This is a genomic window from Pseudomonas sp. NFIX10 (genome assembly GCF_900111955.1).
Lineage (GTDB): Bacteria > Pseudomonadota > Gammaproteobacteria > Pseudomonadales > Pseudomonadaceae > Aquipseudomonas > Aquipseudomonas fluorescens_AA.
The window spans coordinates 51,699-75,985 of sequence record NZ_FOKH01000014.1 but is presented as its reverse complement, the minus strand read 5'-3'; the positions used below and the strand labels follow the sequence as shown (position 1 = coordinate 75,985).

General features: G+C 64.8%; 17 protein-coding genes and 1 pseudogene. 7 read left to right on the top strand and 11 right to left on the bottom strand.

Annotation, left to right across the window (positions count from 1 at the left end):
- Nucleotides 1-118: 118 nt before the first annotated feature.
- Nucleotides 119-976, bottom strand: a complete 858-nt coding sequence (locus BM321_RS14860; protein WP_092442984.1) for an SDR family oxidoreductase — start codon at nt 974-976, stop codon at nt 119-121.
- Nucleotides 977-1,163: 187 nt separating this feature from the next.
- Here BM321_RS14860 and exbB point away from each other — a divergent pair, with 187 nt between their 5' ends.
- The 6 genes and pseudogenes from exbB to BM321_RS14830 all read left to right on the top strand — a co-directional run bounded on the left by exbB (nt 1,164) and on the right by BM321_RS14830 (nt 8,118).
- Entirely contained in the window at nt 1,164-2,135 is a 972-nt protein-coding gene (gene exbB, locus BM321_RS14855; protein ID WP_092443029.1) for a tonB-system energizer ExbB, read from the top strand.
- Between the two features lie 6 nt (nt 2,136-2,141).
- Nucleotides 2,142-2,570 (top strand): TonB system transport protein ExbD, encoded by a 429-nt coding sequence (gene exbD / locus BM321_RS14850; protein WP_092442983.1) that lies wholly within the window; start codon nt 2,142-2,144, stop codon nt 2,568-2,570.
- Nucleotides 2,567-3,325, top strand: coding sequence for an energy transducer TonB (locus BM321_RS14845; protein WP_092332868.1), 759 nt, complete (start codon nt 2,567-2,569; stop codon nt 3,323-3,325). Before exbD ends, BM321_RS14845 begins: the two co-directional genes overlap by 4 nt.
- A gap of 306 nt (nt 3,326-3,631) precedes the next feature.
- The gene (locus tag BM321_RS14840) at nt 3,632-4,552 is read left to right on the top strand and encodes a hydrogen peroxide-inducible genes activator (RefSeq protein ID WP_053126577.1); all 921 of its coding nucleotides are present in this window, start codon (nt 3,632-3,634) and stop codon (nt 4,550-4,552) included.
- Between the two features lie 9 nt (nt 4,553-4,561).
- Nucleotides 4,562-6,637, top strand: a complete 2,076-nt coding sequence (gene recG, locus BM321_RS14835; RefSeq protein ID WP_092204777.1) for an ATP-dependent DNA helicase RecG — start codon at nt 4,562-4,564, stop codon at nt 6,635-6,637.
- Between the two features lie 79 nt (nt 6,638-6,716).
- Nucleotides 6,717-8,118 (top strand): annotated as a pseudogene (locus BM321_RS14830) (HDOD domain-containing protein).
- A 247-nt stretch (nt 8,119-8,365) separates the two neighbouring features.
- On the opposite strand, the gene BM321_RS14825 reads toward BM321_RS14830, so the two are convergent.
- The gene (locus BM321_RS14825) at nt 8,366-8,746 is read right to left on the bottom strand and encodes a helicase (RefSeq protein ID WP_092442982.1); all 381 of its coding nucleotides are present in this window, start codon (nt 8,744-8,746) and stop codon (nt 8,366-8,368) included.
- Nucleotides 8,747-9,276: 530 nt separating this feature from the next.
- Here BM321_RS14825 and BM321_RS14820 point away from each other — a divergent pair.
- Nucleotides 9,277-9,660 carry a DUF6124 family protein gene (locus BM321_RS14820; RefSeq protein ID WP_092442981.1) on the top strand — a complete coding sequence of 128 codons (384 nt, stop codon included), beginning with the start codon at nt 9,277-9,279 and terminating at the stop codon, nt 9,658-9,660.
- Nucleotides 9,661-10,345: 685 nt separating this feature from the next.
- On the opposite strand, the gene tagQ is transcribed toward BM321_RS14820, so the two are convergent.
- From tagQ to BM321_RS14775, 9 genes are all read right to left on the bottom strand, one after another.
- Entirely contained in the window at nt 10,346-11,281 is a 936-nt protein-coding gene (gene tagQ, locus BM321_RS14815) for a type VI secretion system-associated lipoprotein TagQ (protein ID WP_092442980.1), read from the bottom strand.
- 86 nt (nt 11,282-11,367) lie between these two features.
- Nucleotides 11,368-13,095, bottom strand: coding sequence for a formylglycine-generating enzyme family protein (locus BM321_RS14810; RefSeq protein ID WP_092334071.1), 1,728 nt, complete (start codon nt 13,093-13,095; stop codon nt 11,368-11,370).
- Entirely contained in the window at nt 13,088-14,284 is a 1,197-nt protein-coding gene (locus tag BM321_RS14805) for an ABC transporter permease (RefSeq protein ID WP_092442979.1), read from the bottom strand. Before BM321_RS14805 ends, BM321_RS14810 begins: the two co-directional genes overlap by 8 nt.
- Nucleotides 14,284-15,000, bottom strand: coding sequence for an ABC transporter ATP-binding protein (locus BM321_RS14800; RefSeq protein ID WP_092442978.1), 717 nt, complete (start codon nt 14,998-15,000; stop codon nt 14,284-14,286). Before BM321_RS14800 ends, BM321_RS14805 begins: the two co-directional genes overlap by 1 nt.
- A complete protein-coding gene (locus BM321_RS14795; RefSeq protein WP_092442977.1) occupies nt 15,000-18,098 on the bottom strand; it encodes a serine/threonine-protein kinase in 3,099 nt (1,032 codons plus the stop codon). The genes BM321_RS14800 and BM321_RS14795 overlap by 1 nt, the downstream gene beginning before the upstream one ends.
- Nucleotides 18,095-18,826, bottom strand: a complete 732-nt coding sequence (locus BM321_RS14790) for a PP2C family protein-serine/threonine phosphatase (RefSeq protein WP_092334079.1) — start codon at nt 18,824-18,826, stop codon at nt 18,095-18,097. Before BM321_RS14790 ends, BM321_RS14795 begins: the two co-directional genes overlap by 4 nt.
- A complete protein-coding gene (gene tagF, locus BM321_RS14785; protein ID WP_092334081.1) occupies nt 18,827-19,480 on the bottom strand; it encodes a type VI secretion system-associated protein TagF in 654 nt (217 codons plus the stop codon).
- Nucleotides 19,477-22,977 (bottom strand): type VI secretion system membrane subunit TssM, encoded by a 3,501-nt coding sequence (gene tssM, locus BM321_RS14780; protein ID WP_092442976.1) that lies wholly within the window; start codon nt 22,975-22,977, stop codon nt 19,477-19,479. Before tssM ends, tagF begins: the two co-directional genes overlap by 4 nt.
- On the bottom strand, nt 22,974-24,287 hold the full coding sequence (locus tag BM321_RS14775) for a DotU family type VI secretion system protein (RefSeq protein ID WP_072407488.1): 1,314 nt from the start codon (nt 24,285-24,287) through the stop codon (nt 22,974-22,976). Before BM321_RS14775 ends, tssM begins: the two co-directional genes overlap by 4 nt.

The following is a 24,287-nucleotide window of genomic DNA, read 5'->3' as shown; positions in this document are numbered from 1 at the left end:
ACACCCTGTGGGAGCGAGCTTGCTCGCGATAGCGGTGTAACAGCCAACCTTGATGTTGACTGTTAGGGCCTCATCGCGAGCAAGCTCGCTCCCACAGGTGTTTTGAGGCGATTGGAAGTCAGCAGCGCCCTTCCAGAATCGCCGCATACCCCTCGCGAAAACTCGGATAACGCGGCGACCAGCCCAGGGCCTTGGCCCGGGCGTTGCTGCAGCGTTTGCTACCGGCGCGGCGGACGCTGGCGTTTTCGGCCCATTGGGTGACACCCAGGTAGTCGCGCAGCCAGCCCACCACGTCGGCCAGCGCGGCGGGAGTGTCGTCGACACCGATGTAGCAGTCTTCCAGCGCCTTGCCCTGGCGATCGGCTTCCAACAGAAACGCCAGCAAGCCAGCCGCGTCATCGGCGTGAATGCGGTTGGCATACAGGGGCGGATTCTCCACCACGCTGTAGCCCTGGCGCACCTGGCTCAGCAGCCATTCGCGACCCGGGCCGTAGATGCCGGTCAGGCGCACGCGGCTGGCGGGGATGCCACTGTCCAGGGCCACTTGTTCGGCTTCGAGCATCAGCCGGCCGGAATAGCCACCGGCCACGGTGGGCGAGGTTTCATCGACCCATTCCCCTGCTTGCTGCCCATACACACTGCTGCTGGACACAAACAGCAGGCGCTTGGGCCGTTGCCCGTGCTGCTGCAACCAGCCCAACACATGCTGCAACCCTTCGACATAAGCCGTTCGATAGCCCGCTTCGTCATGGTCGGTGGCCGCAGCGCTGTACACCAGGTAATCCAGCGACCCGGTGGGCCAATCGGCAGGACATTGCTCGCTGAACAAATCCCCCGCCACCCCTATGACGCCGGCCGGCAGGCTCGAAACCGTACGCCGCAAGCCATGGACCTGCCACTGTGCGGCCAATAACTGGCGGGCCAGGCGGCCGCCGATATCACCGCAGCCGGCGATCAAAACAGAAGGCGCGGACATCAAGAACTCCTCTGGCAAAGCCGCAGACTAGCCTCCGAGATGGACGAGCGGCTAGCCATCGGACAAAAAAAGTAACTGTATTACTTTTGTTAACAAGAATTACTTGCAATAATGCCTGCCAGTTTTGTTCTCGGCCCACGAGGCCTGGAAGAACATCAACCTTCTTTTTTTCTCAGGTCCGGCCAGCATGAAACGCTCTCTATCCCTCGCTTCGCCAACCAACCGACCTCGTGCCTGGAGCACGGTAGCCGCCCTGCTGTTCAGCCTGCTGCTGGCACCTGTCGCCGCGCTCGCTGATGCGCAGACGCCCGCCACGTCCCCAGCCACCACCCCGGCCGCCGTCCAGGCACCGGCAGACCCGGCCGCTCCCGCTGCGACGCCGGTCGCCACCGATCCGGCCCAAGCCGTCGAGGCCCAGGCACCTGAAATGCTCGAAGCCGACAATACCCTGGGCATGGCCCACGACCTGTCGCCTTGGGGCATGTACAAGAACGCCGACATCATCGTGAAAATCGTGATGATCGGCCTGGCCATCGCCTCGATCATCACCTGGACCATCTGGATTGCCAAAGGCTTCGAGCTATTGGGTGCCAAGCGTCGCTTGCGCGGTGAAATCGCCGCCCTGAAAAAAGCCGCCACCCTCAAGGAAGCCAGCGCCACCGCCGCGAAGGAAGGCACCCTCGCCAACCTGCTGGTGCATGACGCGCTCGAAGAGATGCGCCTGTCGGCCAACAGCCGCGAGAAAGAAGGCATCAAGGAGCGCGTGAGTTTCCGCCTGGAGCGTCTGGTCGCCGCCTGCGGTCGCAACATGAGCAGCGGCACCGGCGTGCTCGCCACCATCGGTTCCACCGCCCCCTTCGTCGGCCTGTTCGGCACCGTGTGGGGCATCATGAACAGCTTCATCGGCATCGCCAAGACCCAGACCACCAACCTCGCCGTCGTCGCTCCGGGCATCGCCGAAGCCCTGCTGGCAACGGCACTGGGCCTGGTCGCGGCCATTCCAGCCGTGGTGATCTACAACGTCTTCGCCCGCTCCATTGCCGGCTACAAGGCCCAGGTCTCCGACGCTTCGGCGCAAGTCCTGCTGCTGGTCAGCCGTGACCTCGACCACCTGCCGTCCGAGCGCAACTCGCAACCGCACATGGTGAAAGTGGGGTAATCGGCCATGGGCCTGCATTTGAAAGAAGGCGCAGACGACGATCTGGCCGAGAACCACGAAATCAACGTCACGCCGTTCATCGACGTGATGCTGGTGCTGTTGATCATCTTCATGGTGGCCGCCCCGCTGGCCACCGTGGACATCAAGGTCGACCTGCCGGCGTCGACGGCCAAGCCTTCGCCGCGGCCGGAAAAACCGGTATTCCTCAGCGTCAAGGCCGACCAGCGCCTGTTCCTGGGTGAAGACGAGGTCAAGGCCGACACCCTCGGCGCGACCCTCGACGCCAAGACCCAGGGCAAGAAAGACACGACGATCTTTTTCCAGGCCGACAAAGGCGTGGACTACGGCGACCTGATGAGCGTGATGGACACCCTGCGAAGCGCCGGCTACCTGAAGGTCGGCCTGGTCGGACTCGAGACGGCGCCCAAGAAATGATCACGACGCGCCAAAAGCTGACGCGTTACAGCGGTAGCCTGGTGGTGGTATTGGGCGTGCATGCGCTCGCCATCGCCCTGGCGCTGAACTGGACCTCGCGCGCGCCCATCGAATTGCCTCCCCAGGCGATGATGGTCGAACTGGCGCCAGTGCCAGCCCCGCCACCGCCGGCACCGCCAAAAGTCGTCACACCGCCGCAACCGCCCGAGCCGGTCGAAGAGCTGCCGCTGCCCAAGCTTGCCGAAGCGCCGAAGCCGGAAATCGCCGTGCCCAAGCCGGTCAAGCCCAAGCCCAAGCCTCAACCGCCCAAACCCAAGCCCGTGGTCGAGAAAAAGCCGGAGCCACCGAAGGAACAGCCGTCGGAGCCGAAACCGAGCGACACTCAGCCGACCCAGGCACCGACCGAGAAGTCCGCGCAACCGGCGCCCGGCCCGTCACCGGCGCAAATGGCCGCCAAGGCCAATTGGCAGGGCACATTGCTGGCGCACTTGGGCAAGTACAAGAAGTACCCGCCCAGGGCCCAGCAAATGAACAAGGAAGGCACCAACCGCTTGCGTTTCGTGGTGGATGCCGACGGCAACGTGTTGTCATTCGAGTTGGTGGGCAGTTCCGGCACCGAATTGCTGGACCGGGCCACCCTGGAAATGATCCGCCGCGCCCAACCGTTGCCCAAGCCACCGGCGGAGTTGCTGACCAACGGCACCATCGAACTGACGGCACCGTTTGTGTACTCCATCGACAAGCGCCGACGCTGATCGCAAATGTGCAAGCCCCTGTAACAGGGGCTTTTTATTTTTGTGGGGGTTTATCCGGGTGGGGGCTTTATCTGTGGCGAGGGGATTTATCCCCGCTGGGGCGCGCAGCGCCCCTAAAAATAGATGACCTCATCTTCCTGACTTCCCGACGACAGTCGTGTTTTTGGGGCTGCTGCGCAGCCCAACGGGGATAAATCCCCTCGCCACACAGACATTCGACAGTGTCACACCGCGCCCCCAGTCTGATAACGTGCGTCTATCGATTGCAGCCGGTATGCTTGGCTCGCAACTTCACGGACGCTCGCCATGACCCTCACAGAATTACGCTACATCGTGACCCTCGCCCAAGAGCAGCATTTCGGCCATGCGGCCGAGCGCTGTCACGTCAGCCAGCCGACGCTGTCGGTGGGCGTGAAAAAACTTGAAGACGAACTCGGTGTGCTGATTTTCGAGCGCAGCAAAAGCGCCGTGCGCCTGACCCCGGTGGGTGAAGGCATCGTCGCCCAGGCACAAAAAGTCCTGGAGCAGGCCCAAGGCATTCGCGAATTGGCCCAGGCCGGCAAGAACCAACTGACCGCCCCGCTGAAAGTCGGCGCGATCTACACCGTCGGTCCATACCTGTTCCCGCACCTGATTCCACAACTGCACCGGGTCGCCCCGCAGATGCCGTTGTACATCGAAGAAAACTTCACCCACGTGCTGCGCGACAAGCTGCGCAACGGCGAGCTGGACGCGATCATCATCGCCCTGCCGTTCAACGAAGCCGATGTCCTGACCCTGCCGCTCTACGACGAGCCCTTCTACGTCCTGATGCCGGCAGAGCACCCCTGGACCCAGAAAAAAACCATCGACGCGGCCCTGCTCAACGACAAGAGCCTGCTGCTGCTCGGCGAAGGCCATTGCTTCCGCGACCAGGTGCTCGAAGCCTGCCCGACCCTGACCAAGGGCAGCGAAGGGGCCAAGCACACCACGGTGGAATCCAGTTCCCTGGAAACCATTCGCCACATGGTCGCATCCGGCCTGGGCATCTCGATCCTGCCGCTGTCGGCGGTGGACAGCCACCATTACTCCCCCGGCGTGATCGAAGTCCGCCCGCTGACGCCGCCCGTGCCGTTCCGCACCGTCGCCATCGCCTGGCGCGCCAGTTTCCCGCGGCCCAAGGCCATCGAAATCCTCGCCGACTCGATCCGCCTGTGCTCCGTGGCCAAGCCGCCCGCTGGCAAGTAAGCCGCTGTCATGACTGAGCTGTCGAAGGTGCCGGTCACGACACTCAAGGGTGTCGGTGAAGCCATGGCCGAGAAATTGGCCAAGGTCGGCCTGGAAACCCTCCAGGACCTGCTGTTCCACCTGCCGTTGCGCTACCAGGACCGCACCCGCGTCGTACCGATCGGCCATCTGCGGCCCGGCCAGGACGCGGTGATCGAAGGCACCGTCAGCGGCGCCGACGTGGTCATGGGCCGCCGCCGCAGCCTGGTGGTGCGCCTGCAGGACGGCACCGGCGGGCTCAGCCTGCGCTTCTATCACTTCAGCAATGCGCAAAAGGAAGGCCTCAAGCGTGGCACCCGGGTGCGCTGTTACGGTGAGGCGCGGCCCGGCGCGTCGGGGCTGGAAATTTACCACCCGGAATACCGCAGCATTACCGGCGACGAACCGCCGCCCGTCGATGAAACCCTGACACCGGTCTATCCGCTCACCGAAGGCCTGACCCAGCAACGCCTGCGCCAACTCTGCCAGCAAACCCTGACCTTGCTCGGCCCCAGCAGCCTGCCCGACTGGCTGCCCACGGAACTGGCCCGGGATTACCACTTGGCGCCGCTGGCCGACGCGATCCGCTACCTGCATCATCCACCCGCCGACGCCGACGTGGACGAACTCGCCCTCGGCCATCACTGGGCCCAGCATCGCCTGGCGTTCGAAGAGCTGCTGACCCATCAACTGTCCCAGCAACGCCTGCGCGAGAGCCTGCGCTCCCTGCGTGCCCCGGCCATGCCCAAGGCCAGGGACCTGCCGGCCCGTTACCTGGCCAACCTTGGCTTCACCCCCACAGGCGCCCAGCAACGAGTCGGCAACGAAATCGCCTACGACCTGAGCCAGCCCGAGCCAATGCTGCGGCTGATCCAGGGCGACGTCGGCGCCGGCAAGACCGTGGTCGCCGCCCTCGCCGCGCTGCAGGCCTTGGAGGCGGGTTATCAGGTGGCGCTGATGGCGCCCACCGAGATCCTCGCCGAACAACACTTCATCACCTTCCAGCGCTGGCTCGAACCGCTGGGCATCGAAGTCGCCTGGCTGGCCGGCAAGCTCAAGGGCAAGAACCGCGCCGCCGCCCTGGCGCAGATCGCCGAGGGCGCACCGATGGTGGTCGGCACCCATGCGCTGTTCCAGGACGAAGTGCAGTTCAAAAACCTGGCCCTGGTGATCATCGACGAACAGCACCGCTTCGGCGTGCAACAGCGCCTGGCCCTGCGGCAGAAAGGCGTCGGTGGGCGGATGTGCCCTCATCAATTGATCATGACCGCCACGCCGATCCCGCGGACCCTGGCGATGAGCGCCTACGCCGACCTCGACACCTCGATCCTCGACGAACTGCCTCCCGGCCGCACGCCGGTCAATACCGTGTTGGTCACCGATACCCGACGGGTGGAAGTGATCGAACGCGTGCGCAGCGCCTGTGCCGAGGGGCGGCAGGCCTATTGGGTGTGCACGTTGATCGAAGAGTCGGAAGAACTGACCTGCCAGGCGGCCGAAACCACCTTCGAGGACCTCACCGCCGCCCTCGGCGAGTTGAAGGTCGGGTTGATCCACGGCCGCATGAAGCCCGCCGAGAAAGCCGCGGTGATGGCTGAATTCAAGGCCGGCGCCCTGCAATTGCTGGTCGCCACCACCGTGATCGAGGTGGGCGTCGACGTGCCCAATGCCAGCCTGATGATCATCGAAAACCCCGAGCGCCTGGGCCTGGCGCAGTTGCACCAGCTGCGCGGCCGGGTGGGCCGGGGCAGCGCCGCCAGCCATTGCGTCTTGCTCTATCACCCGCCGCTGTCGCAGATCGGCCGCCAGCGGCTGGGGATCATGCGCGAAACCAACGACGGTTTCGTCATCGCCGAAAAAGACCTTGAATTGCGCGGCCCCGGTGAAATGCTCGGCACACGCCAGACAGGTCTGCTTCAATTCAAGGTAGCCGACCTGATGCGCGACGCCGATCTGCTCCCCGCCGTACGCGACGCCGCCCAGGCCCTGCTGGAACGCTGGCCCGACCACGTCAGCCCGCTGCTGGATCGCTGGCTGCGTCATGGGCAGCAATACGGCCAAGTGTGAGCACGCGCTCAGTTTTCCAGACCCGCGTGCAGGACAAGCTGGTTATACTGACCAACTTGTAGGAAAACGGATACAGACCATGACAGAAGCTGCCCTCGTCCCCGAAGCCCCGCACGCTCCGTCTGTTATTCGGCTGTTGCTCGAGAAATTGGGCATCGGCTATGACGAAGTACTCGAACGACCCGGCCTGAACCCCGCCCGCAAAGTGCAGGCGGTGTTGCTGCACCGATGCCGTGGGCGCGCTCATGGTGCTGTTTCCGCAAAGCCAGCTGCTGGACCTCAACCGCCTGGCCGAACTCACCGGCCGCAAGCTTACGGCGGTGCCGACCGAGCGCCTGGAGCGCATGCTCGGCAAACACAGCCTGAGCCTGCTGCCCGGGCTGCCGGCACTGACCAGCTCACCGTGCCTGTACGAAGAAAGCCTGCTGCGCGAACCGAAGCTGCTGATCAACTCCGGCGAGCCGGGGCTGCTGCTGGAAGTGACCAGCGAAGCCTTCAAGACCATGCTCACCAAGGCCAGCGCCGCGACGTTCGGCGAAGCCGTGAGCAACATCACCCCCAACCTGGACCGCCCCCACGACGACCGCGCGGAAATCACCCAGGCTGTGCAGGCGTTCACCGCCCGGCGTATCCAGCAACGGCTGGAAGAAACCATCGAGATTCCGCCGCTGGCTGAAACCGCGCAAAAAATCATCAAGCTGCGGGTCGACCCCGACGCCACCATCGACGACATCACCGGCGTGGTGGAAACCGACCCGGCCCTGGCCGCGCAAGTGGTGAGCTGGGCCGCCTCGCCCTACTACGCGTCGCCGGGCAAGATTCGTTCGGTGGAAGACGCCATCGTCCGGGTACTGGGCTTCGACCTGGTGATCAACCTGGCACTGGGCCTGGCCCTGGGCAAGACCCTGAGCCTGCCCAAGGACCACCCGCAACACACCACGCCATACTGGCACCAGTCGATCTACACCGCCGCCGTCATCGAAGGCCTGACTCGCGCCATGCCGCGCGCCCAGCGGCCCGAGGGTGGCCTGACCTACCTGTCCGGCCTGCTGCACAACTTCGGCTACCTGCTGCTGGCCCACGTGTTCCCGCCGCACTTCTCGCTGATCTGCCGACACCTGGAGGTCAACCCGCACCTGTGCCACAGCTACGTGGAACAGCACCTGCTGGGCATCAGTCGCGAACAGATCGGCTCATGGCTGATGCGCTACTGGGACATGCCCGACGAACTGGCCACCGCCCTGCGTTTCCAGCACGACCCGCACTACGACGGCGAATACGCCGCCTACCCGAACCTGGTGTGCCTGGCCGTACGCCTGCTGCGCTCGCGAGGGATCGGCTCTGGTCCGGACGAGGAGATTCCCGATGCTCTGCTCGAGCGCATAGGGCTGTCTCGGGACAAGGTCAATGACGTGGTCAGTAAAGTGCTTGAAGCCGAAGCGCTACTGCGCGAACTGGCTTCGCAGTTCAGCCACGGTTAAACCCTCGAGGGAGCTTGCTTCCGCTAGGCTGCGCAGCAGCCCCAAATTGGCCAACACAATTTCCAGGCGGATCGCGTTGATCGTTCCCACGCTCCGCGTGGGAATGCATCCCGTGACGCTCTGCGTCACCTCCAGAAGCGGAACGCGGAGCGTCCCTGGCGGCATTCCCACGCGGAGCGTGGGAGCAAGCAATCCGCCTGGAGGATTGCGGCCCAGCGGAGCAAGCTCCCTCGCCACGAGTTCTCGGCTAGGTTTTCTTGGCCTTCTTCGGCTTCAAGTACTTGGTCAGCCCCTGGAACCAGATCACCAGCGCCGGGTTGCCCTTGATCTGGATCGACTTGTCCTGAATCCCCGTCATGAACGCCAACTGCTTGTTCCTGGCCTGCATCGTGGCGAAGCCATAGGCGGCGTCCTTGAAGGCGATGGCGAACGCCGGCGTCGGGTAAGTGCCGGACTGGCTGGTGATGCGCTGGTTCTTCACGGTGAAATGCCGGGCGACCTTGCCGTCCAGGGTTTGCAGCTGGAACACCAGCTCCTTGTCGCCCAACTGCTGCTGGAACGCCGGATTGGTCCGGCTGGCCTTGCCCATCAACAACCCCAGCATCCACAGCAGAAAACGAAATTTCATGGGCACAGCCTCGTGAAGAAAGATGAATGGCTGGCAGTTTAGCGATTCTTCGGCGCAACGCCATCATCGGATCGCTTTGTCGGAAGATAAGCTGGTTTTCGCGAAAGATGACTGCCAAGTCACAAAACTCAAAATCAAAAGATCGCAGCCTTCGGCAGCTCCTACATCGGTTTCTGTAGGAGTTGCCGAAGGCTGCGATCTTTTGATCCCTTTCCCCTGCCCAACCCTCGGACATTTCCTTCAACACGCCGGGCTGTTCGTGAACTAGGCAGGGTTCTAGGGCACCGCTAACCTTTGTTCGTCATCGCAGAAAACGGTGATACGGACGTGCAAGTCCGAACTAGGAACGCATTCGTTATGGCTATTCGCCGAGCATTTTTCTATGCTCGCCGACTGTTATGGCGGCTGCGCGTGGGAGACCTTCGGGTCTGCCGGGTTCCTGGACCGGTCTTGCACACCTACGTACAGCTGCCACCCATTTTCCGACGTGCAATCGGAGGGTGCCGGCTCCACTTCCAGGAAGTTTCATCATGTTCAAAGCAACACCAAATCCTCCGCAAAACGGCCACAGATCCCGCGTCGAAGCGCAAGAAGAAAAAAAGCTTGAAGACGCCGCCACCCGCGCCCTCGATTACTACCTCAACCCCAAACCCTCTGACCCACCCGAAACCGACAAAAGCCAGCTCTTCATCGTCGCTCCCCACATCGACACCGAAACCCTGCTCGCCAACGCCTCCGAAGACCTGCTGTCCATCAGCACCATCGCTGCCGATCTGGCTGACGATGTGGATGACTCACGCCGCTGCATCGCCCTGGCAATCAGCCGCATGGCCGATGGGGTGCAGTTGTTGGTCGAGCGGGCGTTGGATCATCTGGAAGCCAAGGAGATAGCGGCGCCTGATGCCAAGGGGTAGCGCGTGCAATGATGCAAGCTGAGCCGACGCCATCGCGAGTAAGCTCGCTCCCACAATTGGATCAGGTACAACCGCAAGAGATAGGCCGGCTACAAGGCCGCCTTCGCGGGCAAGCCCGCTCCCACAATTGGATCGGGGGAACGGCCAAAGAGCCAGGTCGGCTATTAGGCCGCCTTCGCGGGCAAGCCCGCTCCCACAATTGGATCGGGGACGGCCAAAGAGCCAGGTCGGCTATAAGGCCGCCTCGGCGGGCTTTTGATCTGGGGCCCCGTTGACCACGCTGGCCGAACGCAGGTATTGCGCAGTGGGCACCTCGGCATGGATGCCGAGGTAGCCGCGCTGGGCCATGGATGGCCCTTCGCGGCGGCCCACGGAGCAATGCCGGAGTGAGGGCACACCGAGCCTAGGCGAGGTGCCGAGTGGTGGGGCAAAGACCTTTTGGTTACTTTTGGCTGGGCCGGCATTCCGGGCGTTTGCCAAAAGTGACCCGCTGTAAGAGCGGAACCGCCAGTAGCCGTTACCGCAGAAATGGATATGTACTCAATCAGACCGCATCGCGAGCAGGCTCGCTCCCACAGGGGATTGGAGGTGTCGCAGATATCACCGGCAACACAAAACAACTGTGGGAGCAAGCCCGCTCCCACAGGTTTTGGCTGCTGACCAACGATCAGCAGCCCTCACTCAATCAAACATTCGGGCAAGGAACCGGTGCCCAATCGCCCAAGTCCGGGTTCTTGCACATGCTGTTGACCTGGGTGGTACCGGCGCTGGCAACCTGCTTGCTTTCATCCTGCTTGACCTTGGCGGCCTGCAGGGTTTTCTCGGTGGTGACCGCTTCTTTCGGCACGGTTGGCAGCACAGGTTTTTTCGCCGGTTTCACGGCTTTTTTGGTTTTGGTCGTCGGCGCCACGACCGGCGTGGTATCAGCAGTGGCCACAGTCACCACGTCAGTACGCTGCACACCCACTTGCTGCAGGTCTTTCTCGTAGGCCTGGGTGTAGTTGTTCAGGTCTTCGGAGGCTTTGCCATTGACCGCGACGATCAAGTCGTTCGACTCTTTCAGGCCGGCGACGATTTCCGCCAGGCGCTTGCGGCCTTCGGTGTCGTTGACGGTCTTGGCCTTGCGGTCGGCAACCAGTTTGCTGAACGCGTTCTGGTAGCACTGCTGCGAGGTCTTGGCATAGGCGGTGCTGCGGTCGATGTCAGAGACGCTTTTGTTGACGTCGGCAGCGTAGGAGGCGATGCGCTGGTTGTCGTCGGCGATCTGCTTCTGGCGCTCGGTGTAGTAACCGGCGGCACCACCGGCCAATGCACCGCCCGCGGCACCGATGGCGGCGTTGCGGCCACGGTCTTCCTTGTCGGCGGTCAGGGCGCCCAGCAGCGCACCACCGACGGCGCCGACAGCGGCACCGGTGACGACCGACTTGGTCATGTTGCCTTCGGTGGAGCGCAGGTGCTGCACCGGCTCGTAGCAGTTAGGGTAGTACTCGACCTTGGTGCTCGACGCGACCTTGGAGGTCGGCGACGTGGCGCAGCCGGTCAGTACGGTGCTGAAGCCGACAGCGACCATCAGCAAGTGACGCTTGGAAACCGAAGCAAATGGTTTACGGGAGAAAAGCATAGTTGTGTTCTCGTTTAAGTGTTGACCAAGCTCAGCGCGGCGCTATCGCCGCCTGAGTCCCTTCCAAGCTCGCTGACAACGAACGCTCAAGACCGCTGAGCGCTCGATGCGAGCAATTCCTTCAATATCGCCGCCGGGTCGGCTCGTTTTTGCTGACGATAATCCCCGACATGACGAACGAATAACGTTGCGCGCGCCACCAGGCTCTTGCCCAGTACCGGCTTGCGTTCCAACTCTTCCTTGATGCGCTGGAACTGCGCCTGGATCACGGCATCGGTGTAGCGGGTGCCGGTGGCCAGGTTGTCGATGTAGATCGCCACCGCGCCATCCAGCGCGCTGCGGCCGTTGTCGATGGCCGTGGCGAACAGTTGCGCGCTGGCCTCATCCTTGGCATCCAGCGCGGCCTGCCGGCTGTTCTGCAGATTGGTCAGGCGGATGTTGTAGTTGTTGACGGTCTCGGCCACCAGGGCTGACGACTGGATCAGGTTGCCCGCCGCTTCTTCGCGTTGCTGGGCGATGAGTGAGACGTTGCGCTTGAGCTCTTCGTTGACCAGGCCCAGTTCGGCTTGCAGGCGCGGGTCGGCGCTGGCGGCGATGATGCTGTCCAGGCGTTTGGTCGGGTCGTCGGCGTCATCGATGGCGTCGGTCAGGGACGCGAGGCGGCCTTCTTTCTGCCATTGGGCGAACAACTCCTTGTAGCGTGAACGCGGCGCCGACAACGCCCCAACGGCCACGCGGAAGCCGGTGGTTTCGTTGCTCTGCTCGGTACCGTCGGCGGCGAACAGCGGGTACTCGCGACGCATCCCGGTGAACAACGTGCCCTCGCCTTCCAGGTAGTTGCCGCCCTTGACCACGAAGCCGCCATAGGCGCCCTGGCGGCGACCGGCGTGCACCAACTGGAAGGATTCCTGGACCATCTCGGCCGCGTTGCCCACCACGTCGAACAGACCGATGGGGTTCGGCAGCTTGGTGCCGATGGGCATCAGCCGCGCTGCCTGGCCGGTGCCACCGGCGACCTGGTTGAACACCGCCCAATCGGCCAGCGGCCCGTCGCTCTCACTGCCTTCCAGGCGCCGGGGAAACAGGCGCCCTTCCAGGTCCTGGCGGCTGACGGCTTGCCCGCCGCGGGCGGCGAATTCCCATTCGACTTCCGTCGGCAAGCGCACGAAACCCAACCCGCCGTCTTCGGCAGAGGTGCCGCGACCGCTCACCGGCAGCAGGTCCTTGTGGTATTTCATCAACCAGGCGCTGTACACCGCCGAGAAGCGCTCGGCCTCGAACTTCGACAGTTTCACCTTGGGCAAACGCCCCGCCACGCCTTGGGGCAAATCGGCTTGCAGGGTTTCGCAGGCCGGCGCCGCTTCGCCGCTGGCCAGCGATTGCGCCTGGGCCATGACCTGGGCGTATTGGCGGGCCGTGACCTCGTACTTGCCGATGAAGTACAGCATCGGCTTGAGCGGCGTCTTGGCGTCGGTCTTGGGCATCAACGGCGTGATGGTCTTGTTCCAGTCCGTGGGCAGGTCCTTGAGGGTGAACTGGCCGTTGATGAAGTCGCGCCGGTAGCCGGAAATGAACGACTGTTGATAACCCGCCTCGCCTTCGCTGAACGGGTAACCGAGGCTGATCTCGCGGTCATCCAGGGTGCCCTGGGCGAGGATGTAGACATAGCGAAACACCATCTGGCCTTCGCACGGCAGCGGCAGGCTGACGTCGTCGGGCAACGGCTTGGGGTTGTCCAGCTTGTCTGTGCCTTCATCTGCCCAGACCATGCTGGCCAGGCTCAGCGCCACGGCGGCGCCCAATAACTTATACATCGCGAATTCCTTCACACGCCTGGATGCGCGCCACCCGCCAGCCACCGCAAGCCGCCGCGACGGCGCTGACGCCGAGCACGGCCAGCAGGGCCAAGGTGTAATGACGCACCAGCAGATGACTGGCGTACTCACCCGGCATCTGCGCAAATAAATAATTGAGGCCCGACTGCGCCAGGCCATACAGGCCGGCACTCAGCAAGGCGGCAAACGTGGCGCTGTAGAGCGCCTGCAACACCACGAACAGCAACAGCGCCGCCGTGGAAACCCCCAGCAGGCGCAACACCGACAGCTCCCGACGCTTACGCTCGACCGCCGCCAGGGCGCCGGCAAAGATCGCCGCGAACGCGCCGGCCAAGGCCAGCCCGGCGATGATCCAGAACACGATCGACAGATTGCGGCTCAGCGATTGCACTTGTGCGATGGTCTGGGCCTGGGTCGAAACCAGCAGGTTCTGCCCGGCGAAATACTGACGCAGCGGCTCGACGTCGCCGAGGCTGCGGGCATACAAACGAAACGCCGGGTAGACCCGTTGCCCGGCCACACTCACCGCATCGCCCGGCCAGCCGAACGCGGGCACGGCGCGGCCATCGCGGTAATCCTCGGCGGCCTCCAGCAAGGCCAGCGGTGCAAACAGGCCGTCCCGGGCGAAGGCTTCCAAGGGCAGCACGTGCAAGACCTGAACGCGGGTGCGCTGCGCCTCGCTGCGACCGGCCACCTGCCGGCCGAAACTGGCCTGCACCCAATCGCCGGCCTTGGCGCCGAGCTTTTCAGCGGCGGTCTGGCTGAGCACCACTTGATCCAGGCCTTGAGGCACCGGCAAATGCTCGAACAAGGGATCGTGGGCCGCGGTGGGAATCATCTCCACCGTAACGGCCGAGGCCTCGCTGCTCAGCTCCGCCGTGGCGGCGATCTGGCGGGTGCGCGGCAAGGCAAAGGCCACGTCGCCGCGCTGGCTCAACTGTTCGATGAATTCGGCACTGAAGCGACCGCCGCCCAAGGGGATGATTTCCCGAGTGGCCGGGTCGTTCTGCAAGCGCTCGGTCAGGCTGCTGACCAGGCCGAACTTCAGGCCGAACAACACCAGCAGCGGCGCGACAACGGCCACCAGCGCGAGCACCGAGCAGGCCGACAGCCAGGCATCGTTGCGGTAATCCTGCCAGGCCAGGGAAGCCACCAGAGCGCCGCGCATCAGCAAGCCTCCCCGAGGGTGGCGGTGACACCGCCGTCGGCATCGCGACGGCAACTGATGCGGCGCACCTGCAAACCGCTGGCGCGGGCCAGCGCCTCGTCGTGGGTGGCGACCACACAGCACACGCCGTGTTCGCGAGCCTGGGCCACCAGCAACTGCATGACGCGCTCGGCGTTCAGCGGGTCGAGGGCGGCGGTCGGCTCATCGGCCAGCAGCAGGCGCGGCCCATGGGCCAACGCCCGGGCACAGCTGACCCGCTGGCGCTGGCCGACGGATAAGTCCGCCGGTTTCTTGTCCAGTTGATCGGCGATGTCCAACTGCCCAGCCAGGCGCGTCACGCTTGCGTCATCCTTCAAGCCCAGCAATTTGCGCGACAACGCGATGTTGCCGCGCACATCCAGGAAGCCCAACAGGCCGCCGGTTTGCAGAACATAACCCAGGTAACGGCTGCGCAGCTCGGCCAAGGTGCCCTGTTGCGACGCACGCCACAATTTGGCGATGTCCAGCGGCGTGTCGGCGGGCGTGAAGTCGAACTGCCCGGCCTGATCCGGCGCCGACACCAGCGCCAGCAGATCCAGCAACGTACTCTTGCCACAACCGCTGGGGCCGACCACCGCCAGTTGTTCACCGCCGCGCAATTGCAGCCGTGGAATCACCAGGCTGTAGCGCTGGCTGCCGGCGCCCCGGCTTTTGTGCACGGCGTTCAGGGTCAGCATCACGGCAGCGTCGACAACGGAACGCGGTACAAGGCATCACCCGGCTCGGCGTCGCCGAAGCGCACCCAGTTGGCGAGGTCGTTGTGGAAGGTTTCGTAGAGGCGGATTTTCGAATCCAGCTCGTCGATGAAATCTTCCTGCTCGGCCACACTCAAGGACAGCCACAAATCCTGGGTCATGTTCAGCGACTTGCTGCGGTACGGCAGCCCTTCCAGGTACTCGCCCAGAATCCCGCCGTCGGCCAGGTTGCCGCCCTTGCGCAGGGCCGACGGGTCGCGGCTCATGTAGGCACTGGCGCTGGCGATTTCCTGGAAGAAATCCTTGGGTGAGCTCTGGGTCTTGCGAGCCGCGTCGACGATCAGCTTCAGCGACTGCTGCAGGTCGTTGAGTTGCAGCTTGGTCAGCATCACGCAGACCTGGAACGCCGGCAGCGCCGGGTTGGTCAGGTCGCGGTCGGCGGTCCAGGCGCTGACCAGTTGCGGTGCCTGGCTGGCGGATTTGCGCCCCAGGAAATCCATGTGCATCGCGTAGCCGACCGCGGCCGACTTGTCGGCCAGGCTCGGCGCGGCGCTCAACAGCGGCACGGCTTGCGGTTTGTTACTGCGTACCTGGTGCACCAGGTCGGCGAACACCGAACCGATCTCGTCGACCCGCTCGCCGAACTTGCGCACGTCGGCGCCCGGCACCGGAATGTACAGGTCGCCGATCTGCGGGTTGGCGTCGGCGGTCAGGGTGCGGTACTGGCTCTGGGCGCCGGCATGGGTTTTCTTGCCCGCGTCGCTGAGCAGGTGCAAGGCGTAGATCTTGATCTGCTTGCCCAGCGCCGCCTGGCGCACTTCGGCCTCGTTCATTTGCGTGGCGGCAAATGGGTCGTTCTTGCGCAGGGCACCGGCGTCGGTGACCAACAGGATCAAGCGCCCACCGTAACCGGACCAGTCCATGCCTTCGACGGCTTCCATGACCCCGGCGAACGCGTCTTCGTTGAACGAATGGCTCGACACCGTCGATGCCTTGACCTGCCGCGCCAGCGCCATGAAGCGCTGCGGGTCGCGGCCCTGTTCGAGGGTGATCAAGGTCTTGGCGACGTATTCCAGGCCCGGGGTTTTCTTGATGCTGCTGCGGAAACCCACCATGCCGAAGCTGACGCTGTCCAACTCGCCGCGCTCGGCGATGCGGGTTTGCAGTTCGTGGACCACGTCGCGCACCTGGTCGATGTAGGGCTGCATCGACACGGTGGTGTCCACCACCAGCACCACGGCGGTGCGGAACGCGTCGGCGTTGGCGGTGGTGATTGGCGTGTTGTCCGCCGCCTTGGGGGTGTTGCCCGGGTCGATGGACGCCACGTTCAGCAACTGCACCGGCTGGCCGTTTTCATCGAGGCTTTCGCGGGAATCGAAGATCGGCAACAGATAGAACTGGCTCTGCGGCACCGCGCTGGCGGCCGGCTCAAGGGCCAGCACTTGCTGGTCGTCCTGCGGGTTCTGCTGGGCCTTGAGCAATACGTTCTTGGCGGCCGATGGGTTAGCCAGGAGCTTTTCCACTTCGCCAGGCTGACGCAGGAACATCACGGGCGCACGGCCGGAACGTTCGGTGAATTTGAGCACCAGGCTTTGCTTCCAGTCGCTGACCTGGGCGGCGGGCAACCAGCCGTCGCTGCGCCCGTCGGTGGCCGCGCCGACCCGCACCCAGGCGCTGCCATCGACGTCTTTGCGCTGATACACGTACAACACCGAAAACGCCGGCAGTGCCTTGCCCGGCGCGGCACCCGGCGCCTCGGCGAGCTTCGCCCCCGGCTTGCTGAGCACGCGCTGGAACAGGGTTTTCTTGCCGGCCATCAACAGCGGACGCTGGCCGCCGTCAGCCTCGGTCGCCATGGGCGGTTGGGCCGCAGGGACAACAGGCGGTTTGACCGCTGGCACTTCCGGCGCCTTCGGCGGCGTCACTTCCGGTGGCTTGACCGAGGTGGTCGTGGCCACCGGCGTCTTCACTTCTTTGCCATCGTCACCGGCCAACCACCAATAACCGGCGCCACCCAACGCCAGCGCCACGGCGACCGCGACGGCGGCCAGGGCGAACACCGGGCCCTTGCGTTGCTCCGACACCGAGGATTGAGCCGTCGGTTTTATCGGCGGCGGAACGGGCTTGGACTGCGACTGTGGCTGCGGTGGTGAATAAGCCGGGCCGCTGGGAATGTCGATGGACATGGGCGTCAAGCCCGCCAAGTCATCCACCGCAGGCGGGGTGGTCGGCAGTTGCAACGACAACGGCCGGATCAACGTCGCTTCCGACGACTCCTCAGGCAGGTTATCCAGCGCCCGCAGCAACGCCGCCGCGTCCGGGAAACGCTCCGCCGGGTCCTTCGCCAACAGCTTGCGCAACACGTCCTGGTAACGGCCGTGGTGCACCGGCAACTCCGGCAACGGTTCGGTCAGGTGCGCCAGGGCCGTGGACAGTGCGTCGTTGCCGATATACGGCAGTTTGCCGACGAGGATTTCGTAGAGCACCACGCCCAGGGCGTACAGGTCGGCGCGACCGTCGATGTCTTGCCCACGGGCCTGTTCCGGGCTCATGTAGCTGGGCGTACCGACGGCAAAGCCGGCCTGGGTGAACTGGGTGCGGTCGTCCAGGGACTTGGCGATACCGAAGTCCGAGAGCACCGCCGTGCCATCGGCGCGGAACAGGATGTTGGCCGGCTTGACGTCGCGGTGTACCAGGCCCAAACCGTGGGCATACCCCAGGGCCGAGGCGATCTGGCGGATGTAGGTCAGGCCCTGCTCCGGCGTCAGGCCCGCGGCGATGCGCTCCTTGAGCGTGCCGTTGGGCAGGTACTCCATCGCCATGTAATACAGCTCACCGATGTTGCCGATGTCATGGATGGTGACGGTATGCGGGTGCGACAAGCGCGCCAGGGTCTTGCCTTCGCGCAAAAAACGCTCGCAGAACGTCGGGTCGGCGGCCAGGGCGGCCGCCATCACTTTCAACGCTACCTTGCGTTCCAGCGAACGCTGGGTCGCCAGGTACACGCTGGCCATCGCGCCTTCGCCGATCGGCCCTTCGATGTCGTAACCGGGGATGACAATGTTCAGGGTCAAGCTCATGACGGCACCTTCACGACCACCACGGTGATGTTGTCCGGCGCGCCGCGCATCAGGCCCAGGGACACCAGGCTGCTGGCGATTTCGCCGGGCTCGTCGTGGCTCAGTACCTCGCGGATCTCCTCGTCCTCGACGGTCTTGGTCAGCCCGTCGCTGCACAACAGGTAGCTGTCGCCAGGCACCAGCAGCAGTTCGGTCAGCGCCAGGTTCAGTTGCGCCTCGACGCCAATGGCCCGGGTGACAATGTTGGCCCGCGGGTGCACCCGCGCCTCGGCTTCGCTGAGCAGGCCGCTGTCCTGCAGATCCTGGACGTAGCTGTGGTCCCGGGAGATGCCTTCGAGCACGCCGTCGCGCAGGCGATACAGGCGGCTGTCACCAGCCCACAGGCACATGCCCCGCAGGTCGCGGGCGGCCAGGACCACCACAGTGCTGCCCATCATGGTCACGCCACGGTTGGCGGTTTCTTCCCGCACGGCGGCGTTGACCCGTAGCAGGTCGCTCTGCAGCGCCGCGACGTATTCGTCCAGCGAACGCCCCACGGCGATGCCGCGCAGGCTGTCGACGATCAGGCTGCTGACGTAATCGCCCGCCGCGTGCCCGCCCATGCCGTCGGCCACCACCCAGAGGCCGTTTTCCGGCAGGTCCAGGCAGGCGTCTTCGTTGACCTGGCGAACCATCCCGACATGGCTCTTGCTTGCAGACTTGATTGCTTTTCCGGCACTTGGACGCATCTACACAACACCTTCTTGGCCGAGCAAAAATTGCGCAAAATCAGCGGCTGCCGGCAATCCCTGGCAGCGCATCAAACCCGGGGCAATGCGCTCCGATCCCTGGCCCCACCACAGGCTCGCGCCTTCGCAGGCCGCCTCGGCCAGGGCGCTCATGCGCCGCTGCGGGTCGGTGGCATCGAAGCGATGCAGGCTGGCGAAACGGCTGCTCGACGTGCGTGGCAGGTACATCGGGCTACCGAGGGTTTCCAGCTGTTCGTTGAACGCCTCGAAACTGGCCTCCACACTCAACGTGCTCAGCAACAGGTTCTCGACCCGCTCGAACCACTCGTCCGCACCGCCCACCACGGACGCCGGGTCCGCGTCGGGCTCCAGCAGCACCGCGACGGTCAGCGGGAAATAACGGCCGACCCGGTCGATGCTCGGCATCACCACCCCACAGGCGGCGTCCGGGCCACACACCCCCGGCGCGACCATGAAGCGCCACAACGGGCTGACCAGATAAGCATCCAGCCAGCGCTCGCCGAGGCTGCTCTGGCTGGCGAGCAAACCCGCCGCCAACCACGAATCCCACGGGCCGATAAACCCCTGGGGCAAGCCACGGCTGACGAAGTCGCCGCGGCTGGCCAACTTTCCGTAGAAGCCCGGCGTACTCATAGCCGCTCCGGCAGGCTGAAGCCGCTGAGCACCCGGCTCTTGAACGGGTTGAAGGCGCTGTTGGCCCGCAGCTCGTAAGAGGCGCTGGCACCATCGACCCGCAGCCGCAGGTTGAAGCGATCCGGCGAGTTGCCGGCGGTCAGGTCCGATTGCTCCAGCAAGCGGAACCAGGCCCACGGCCCGTCCAGGGTGATGCCGGAACGCCCGCTGGACGACGGCGGCATGATGGAGATCCGCACCACGCCGATGCTGCCCGGGTTCGGCCACTGCATGGCGGTCGGACGGCTCGGGCCGTGGTCGTAGCTCAACTGCTGGCCGTCGAGGTCGAGCAGGAATTGGGTGATGGTGGAGTCCATCGCCACCGGCTTGAGTTCGAAGCGCACCATCGGCTGGGTGCCGCCGGAACGGAAGAACGCATCGCGGATGGTCGCCGCACGCTGGAAGGTCTGCAGCGCGCCGGGGGAGATGCCGAGCTTCTGCGCCGCGCCCGGCTGCCAGCGCCAGGTCGGCGTCGAGGTGTCGACGTAGGGTTGCAGGTACTTGCGGAAGTAGTTGTCCATCACCCCGCCGACGCCGAAGAACTGGCCGAAATCGTCCAGGGTCGCGTCCCGCGCACTGCCCGGCGACATCGGATAGCGCCCGGCCAGGGACTGGCGATAGATGTTCACCACTTCGCTGGTCCAGGCGGCGTTCAGTTGGTTGCGCACCCCGCCCATCATGCTGTTGGTGGTGGAGTTGACCACCGACTTGACCAGGCCCTGCACCAGCGGTGGCTGGCGTTCGGCATTGAGGCTGACCCGCGTGGCGGCGGCCGTGGCCTGGTTCTTGGCTTCGCCGAGCAAGGCGTCGCCGCTGGCCCCGACCATGGCGCTGACCTGTACGTACAGAGCGTTCATGTCGGCCAACAGACCGTCGATGGCCGCCGGCTCGCCTTCGCTTTTGCTGACGATGCTGTTGAGCTCGGCGAAGTGCGCGGTGATCGGGTCATCGCTCGCCGCTGGCGCGTTTGGCGTCGCCTGCTCCTGGCCGAGCAAGCTGCCCAGGTGTTCCTTGAGCCTGTCCACGCTGCCTTCCACCGACGCACCTTGGGCGGCCAGCAGGCGCTCATCCTGTTGCAGGTCGGTTTCCTTCGCCACCGCCACCAGCAGTTTTTTCAGCGGCGAGGTCGGACCGGAAATCACCCGCAGCACATCGGCGGCCTGGGCCACGCTGGTGATCGGCACGAAGTCGATGTCGGCGAGCAAGGCGTCCCATTGGCGCAGGTAGTCCTGGAAGTACAAGCGACGCACATCGGCGGCCAAGCTGGCGACGTTCTGCTGATCGGCTTGCTCAAAGCCCAGCACCCACTGCTCTTCGGCCAGGGTGCCGGTCTGGCTCAGGCTGGTGAGCAAGAAGCCCTGGCGGTAGCCCTTGACGGTGAAGAACCCGCTCAGCGGTTCGCCCAGCGGCTTGCCGCTCTTGCGGCTGAACACCAGCGCCGCGTCACGCCCGGCGGCTTCGTTGATGCGGAAGTCCGGGATGCCTTCAGGCAGTTTCTGGCGCTTGATCCGGTCATAGACCCGCTGGGCCACCGGCAATTGCTGCAACTGGCGGCGCAGGTCTTCGACCAGGCGCAGGTCCAGGCGCGCGAGGGGCGGACGCCGCTCGAACAACGCCTGCAAATGCGCGGTCAGGGCCTGGCGCTGCTCGGCCGGCAAGTCCCGCGGCAGGCTGCGGTCCCAATCCAGGGCGATCCAGGCCTTGATGAAGTCGGCGTCGTAATGCTCGGTGTCGGCGAGCATCAGGTAGGCCTTCAAGCCTTCGTAGAGGAAATCCGAATTGCCGCCGCTGTGCAGTTGTTCTTCGATGCGCGTCAGCAGGCGTGGCGCGAACACCGCGATCAGCAACTTGCGGTAGACGCTGCCGGACTCGGCTTCGAGCATGTCGCCCTGGTACAGGCCCAGGCCTTCGGCCCAGCTCGGGGCGTCGTCGGCCAGGTGTTTCACGGCGTTGAGCAAGGGCAACACCGCGAGCACATCCCGTTGCGCCGGGCTGAGGTTCTGCACGGTCTGGCCCAATGGCGCGACCTTCTGATCGACCTGGGCGATGTAGGCCTGGTTGGCACGGTAGCTGACCCACCACAACGTGCTGACCATCAGCACCAGCACCACGGTGGAAGCCAATACGCCGCGGGCGATCCACTTGCGCCGACGCTCGACTTTCGGGTCGACGCCCACCAGCCCGCGCTCGGCGAAGGCCACGGCGGTGAAAAGTTTTTCGATGAAGTAGCTGCGCCCGGTGCCGGTCTGGCGCGCCAGGTGCTGACGGTCCAGGTTCATGCTCTGGGCCATGGAGCCGATCAGGCGGTCGATCGGGCTGCCTTCCTGGGTGCCGCTGGTGAAATACACACCGCGCAGCAACACGCGCTCTTCGAAGGCGTTGGGTTTGAACACGCCTTCGAGGAAGCTTTGCAGGCAATCCTTCAGGGCGCCGAACTGCTGCGGGAAGCCATAGATCAGGTCGCGCCGCGCCGGGTCGCGCTCTTGTTGCAGGCGCTCCACCAGACGGTCGTTGAGGCGCTGCTCAAGGCCGGTGAATTCGCTTTGCAGGTGCGCCAGCGGGCTGTCGTTGCTCTTGCCATCGTCCAGGGCGAAGGTCATGCCCCAGACCTGGGCGCGCTCTTCCTTGCTCAGGGTATCGAAATACTCCATGAACCCGGGCACCAGATCGAGCTTGGTCAGCATCAGGTAGATCGGGAAGCGCACGCCCAGCTGGGTGTACAGCTCCTGGATCCGCAAGCGAATCGCCGCGGCATGGGCGGCGCGCTCGGCGTCGCTGCCCAGCAGCAGGTCGGACAGGCTGATGGCGATGAACGCACCGTCAATCGGGCGTCGGGCCCGTTGCTTTTTCAACAGCCCCAGGAAACCCAGCCAGGCAGCCTTGTCGATGGTCGCGTCGCTGTCCTGGGTGGTGTAGCGCCCGGCGGTGTCGAGCAGGACCGCCTGGTCGGTGAACCACCAATCGCAATTGCGCGTGCCGCCGACACCGCGCACGGCACCGGCGCCCAGTTGCGCGGCCAGGGGGAAATGCAGCCCGGAGTTGACCAGCGCGGTGGTCTTGCCCGAACCCGGCGGGCCGATGATCACGTACCACGGCAGCTCGTAGAGGTTGCGGCGCTCATCACCGCCCAGCTTGGCTTTCTTGAGCAGGGCCAAGGCTTCGTCCATCCGCTGGCGCAGGGTTTCGAGCTCCTCAAAGGTGGCGATGCTGGTGGGGTCGGGCGGGGTTTGCGCGGCCAGGCTGCGCATCACTTCGGCGGCCTGACGGCGCGCCTGGATGATGCGAAATACCCGGTAGGCGATCCACACCGCGAACACCAGGATGATCAAGGCCCAGCGGCGGCCTTCGGGCACCAGCCACTCCAGCAGCGGGCCGACGAACCAGATGATCAGGCTCAGGGCAATCAGCCCCAGCAACGGGATGACCCAGCGGGTCATAAAACTGAAAAACGCCTTCACTCGACCCCCTCCGCCAATACTGTGATTTCAACCCGACGATTGCGCGCACGCCCCTCTGGGGTGGCGTTGGACGCCAACGGCTCGGTGTCGCTGCGGCCTTCGGCGCTGAAGCGCTCGGGCTGGCCGGTCTTGGCCGAAAGGATTTGCAGCACCGATTGGGCCCGCGCTTCGGACAACGCCCAGTTGGACGGGAACCGGAGGGTGGCGATCGGCCGATTGTCGCTGTGGCCGGTGACCAGGACCTGGCCCTTGACCTTGCGCACCGCATCGGCGATGCGCAGCATCAGCGGCTGGAAATCGTCCTTGATGCTGGCGCTGCCCGAGGCGAACAATTCGTCGCCGCGGATGGTCACCACCGAACGGTCGACGGCGTCTTCCACGGCAATCCGGTTGGCGCGGATTTCATCGGCCAAAAAACCTGCCAGGCGTGGGCGCTCGACCACTTTCGGCTGCACCACGGGGCGGTCGATGGTCTGCACCGGGATTTCGCCCAGGAAGTGAATGTTCTTGAACACCGGCTCGGCATCGGAGGCCAGTTTCATGCGCAGGCCGAACAGCAGCGCCAGCAGCAAGGCCGCGCCGATGGCCACGGCGATCCACGGCGGCATGAATTGCGCCAGTCGGTCACGGGCCACGGTGACACCGCGCCAGTGCGGCGACAGCTCGCGCTCGTAGTCGCCCCGGGCGCTGCGGATCACCGCACTGGTGCGCTCACGCAACGCTTCCAGTTGGCTGCGACCGTCGTTCATCACCCGGTAGCGCCCCTCGAAACCCAGGCACATGCACAGGTACAACAGCTCCAGCAGGTACAGGCGCTCGCGGGGACTTTGCAGGCAATGCTCCAGCAGCTGGAACACCTTCTCGCCGCCCCAGGCTTCGTTGTGCACGGTGATCAACAGGCTTTGCTTGCCCCAGTCGCTGGTGCCGCCCCACGGCGTGCTCAACACCGCCTCGTCCAGCGCGGTGCACAAGGCGTAGCGGGCCAGCAACACATCGTTGCGCACCACACCGGCGGCCTCGGCGCGCTCTTCGAACTGGCGCAGGTAGGCCAGCAGTTGCGCGCGCAAACTGGCCGGCGCCGGGTGGGCGATGGTGTTGCGCAGGCGCGTCAGCAGGGCCAACAGCGGGCCGGCGGCGCTTTCCAACGGGTTGAGGCCCTCGGCCTTGCCGGTCAGGACCGGCGCGGCCGGCATCGACAGCGGCGCAGGCTGTGGACGCCCCGGGTCCGGACGGCCAGGGTCCGGGCGGAATGGATCGGCGCCACGGCCACCGGGCGTCGGCATGAATTGGGTACGATCGTCGTTGCTCAT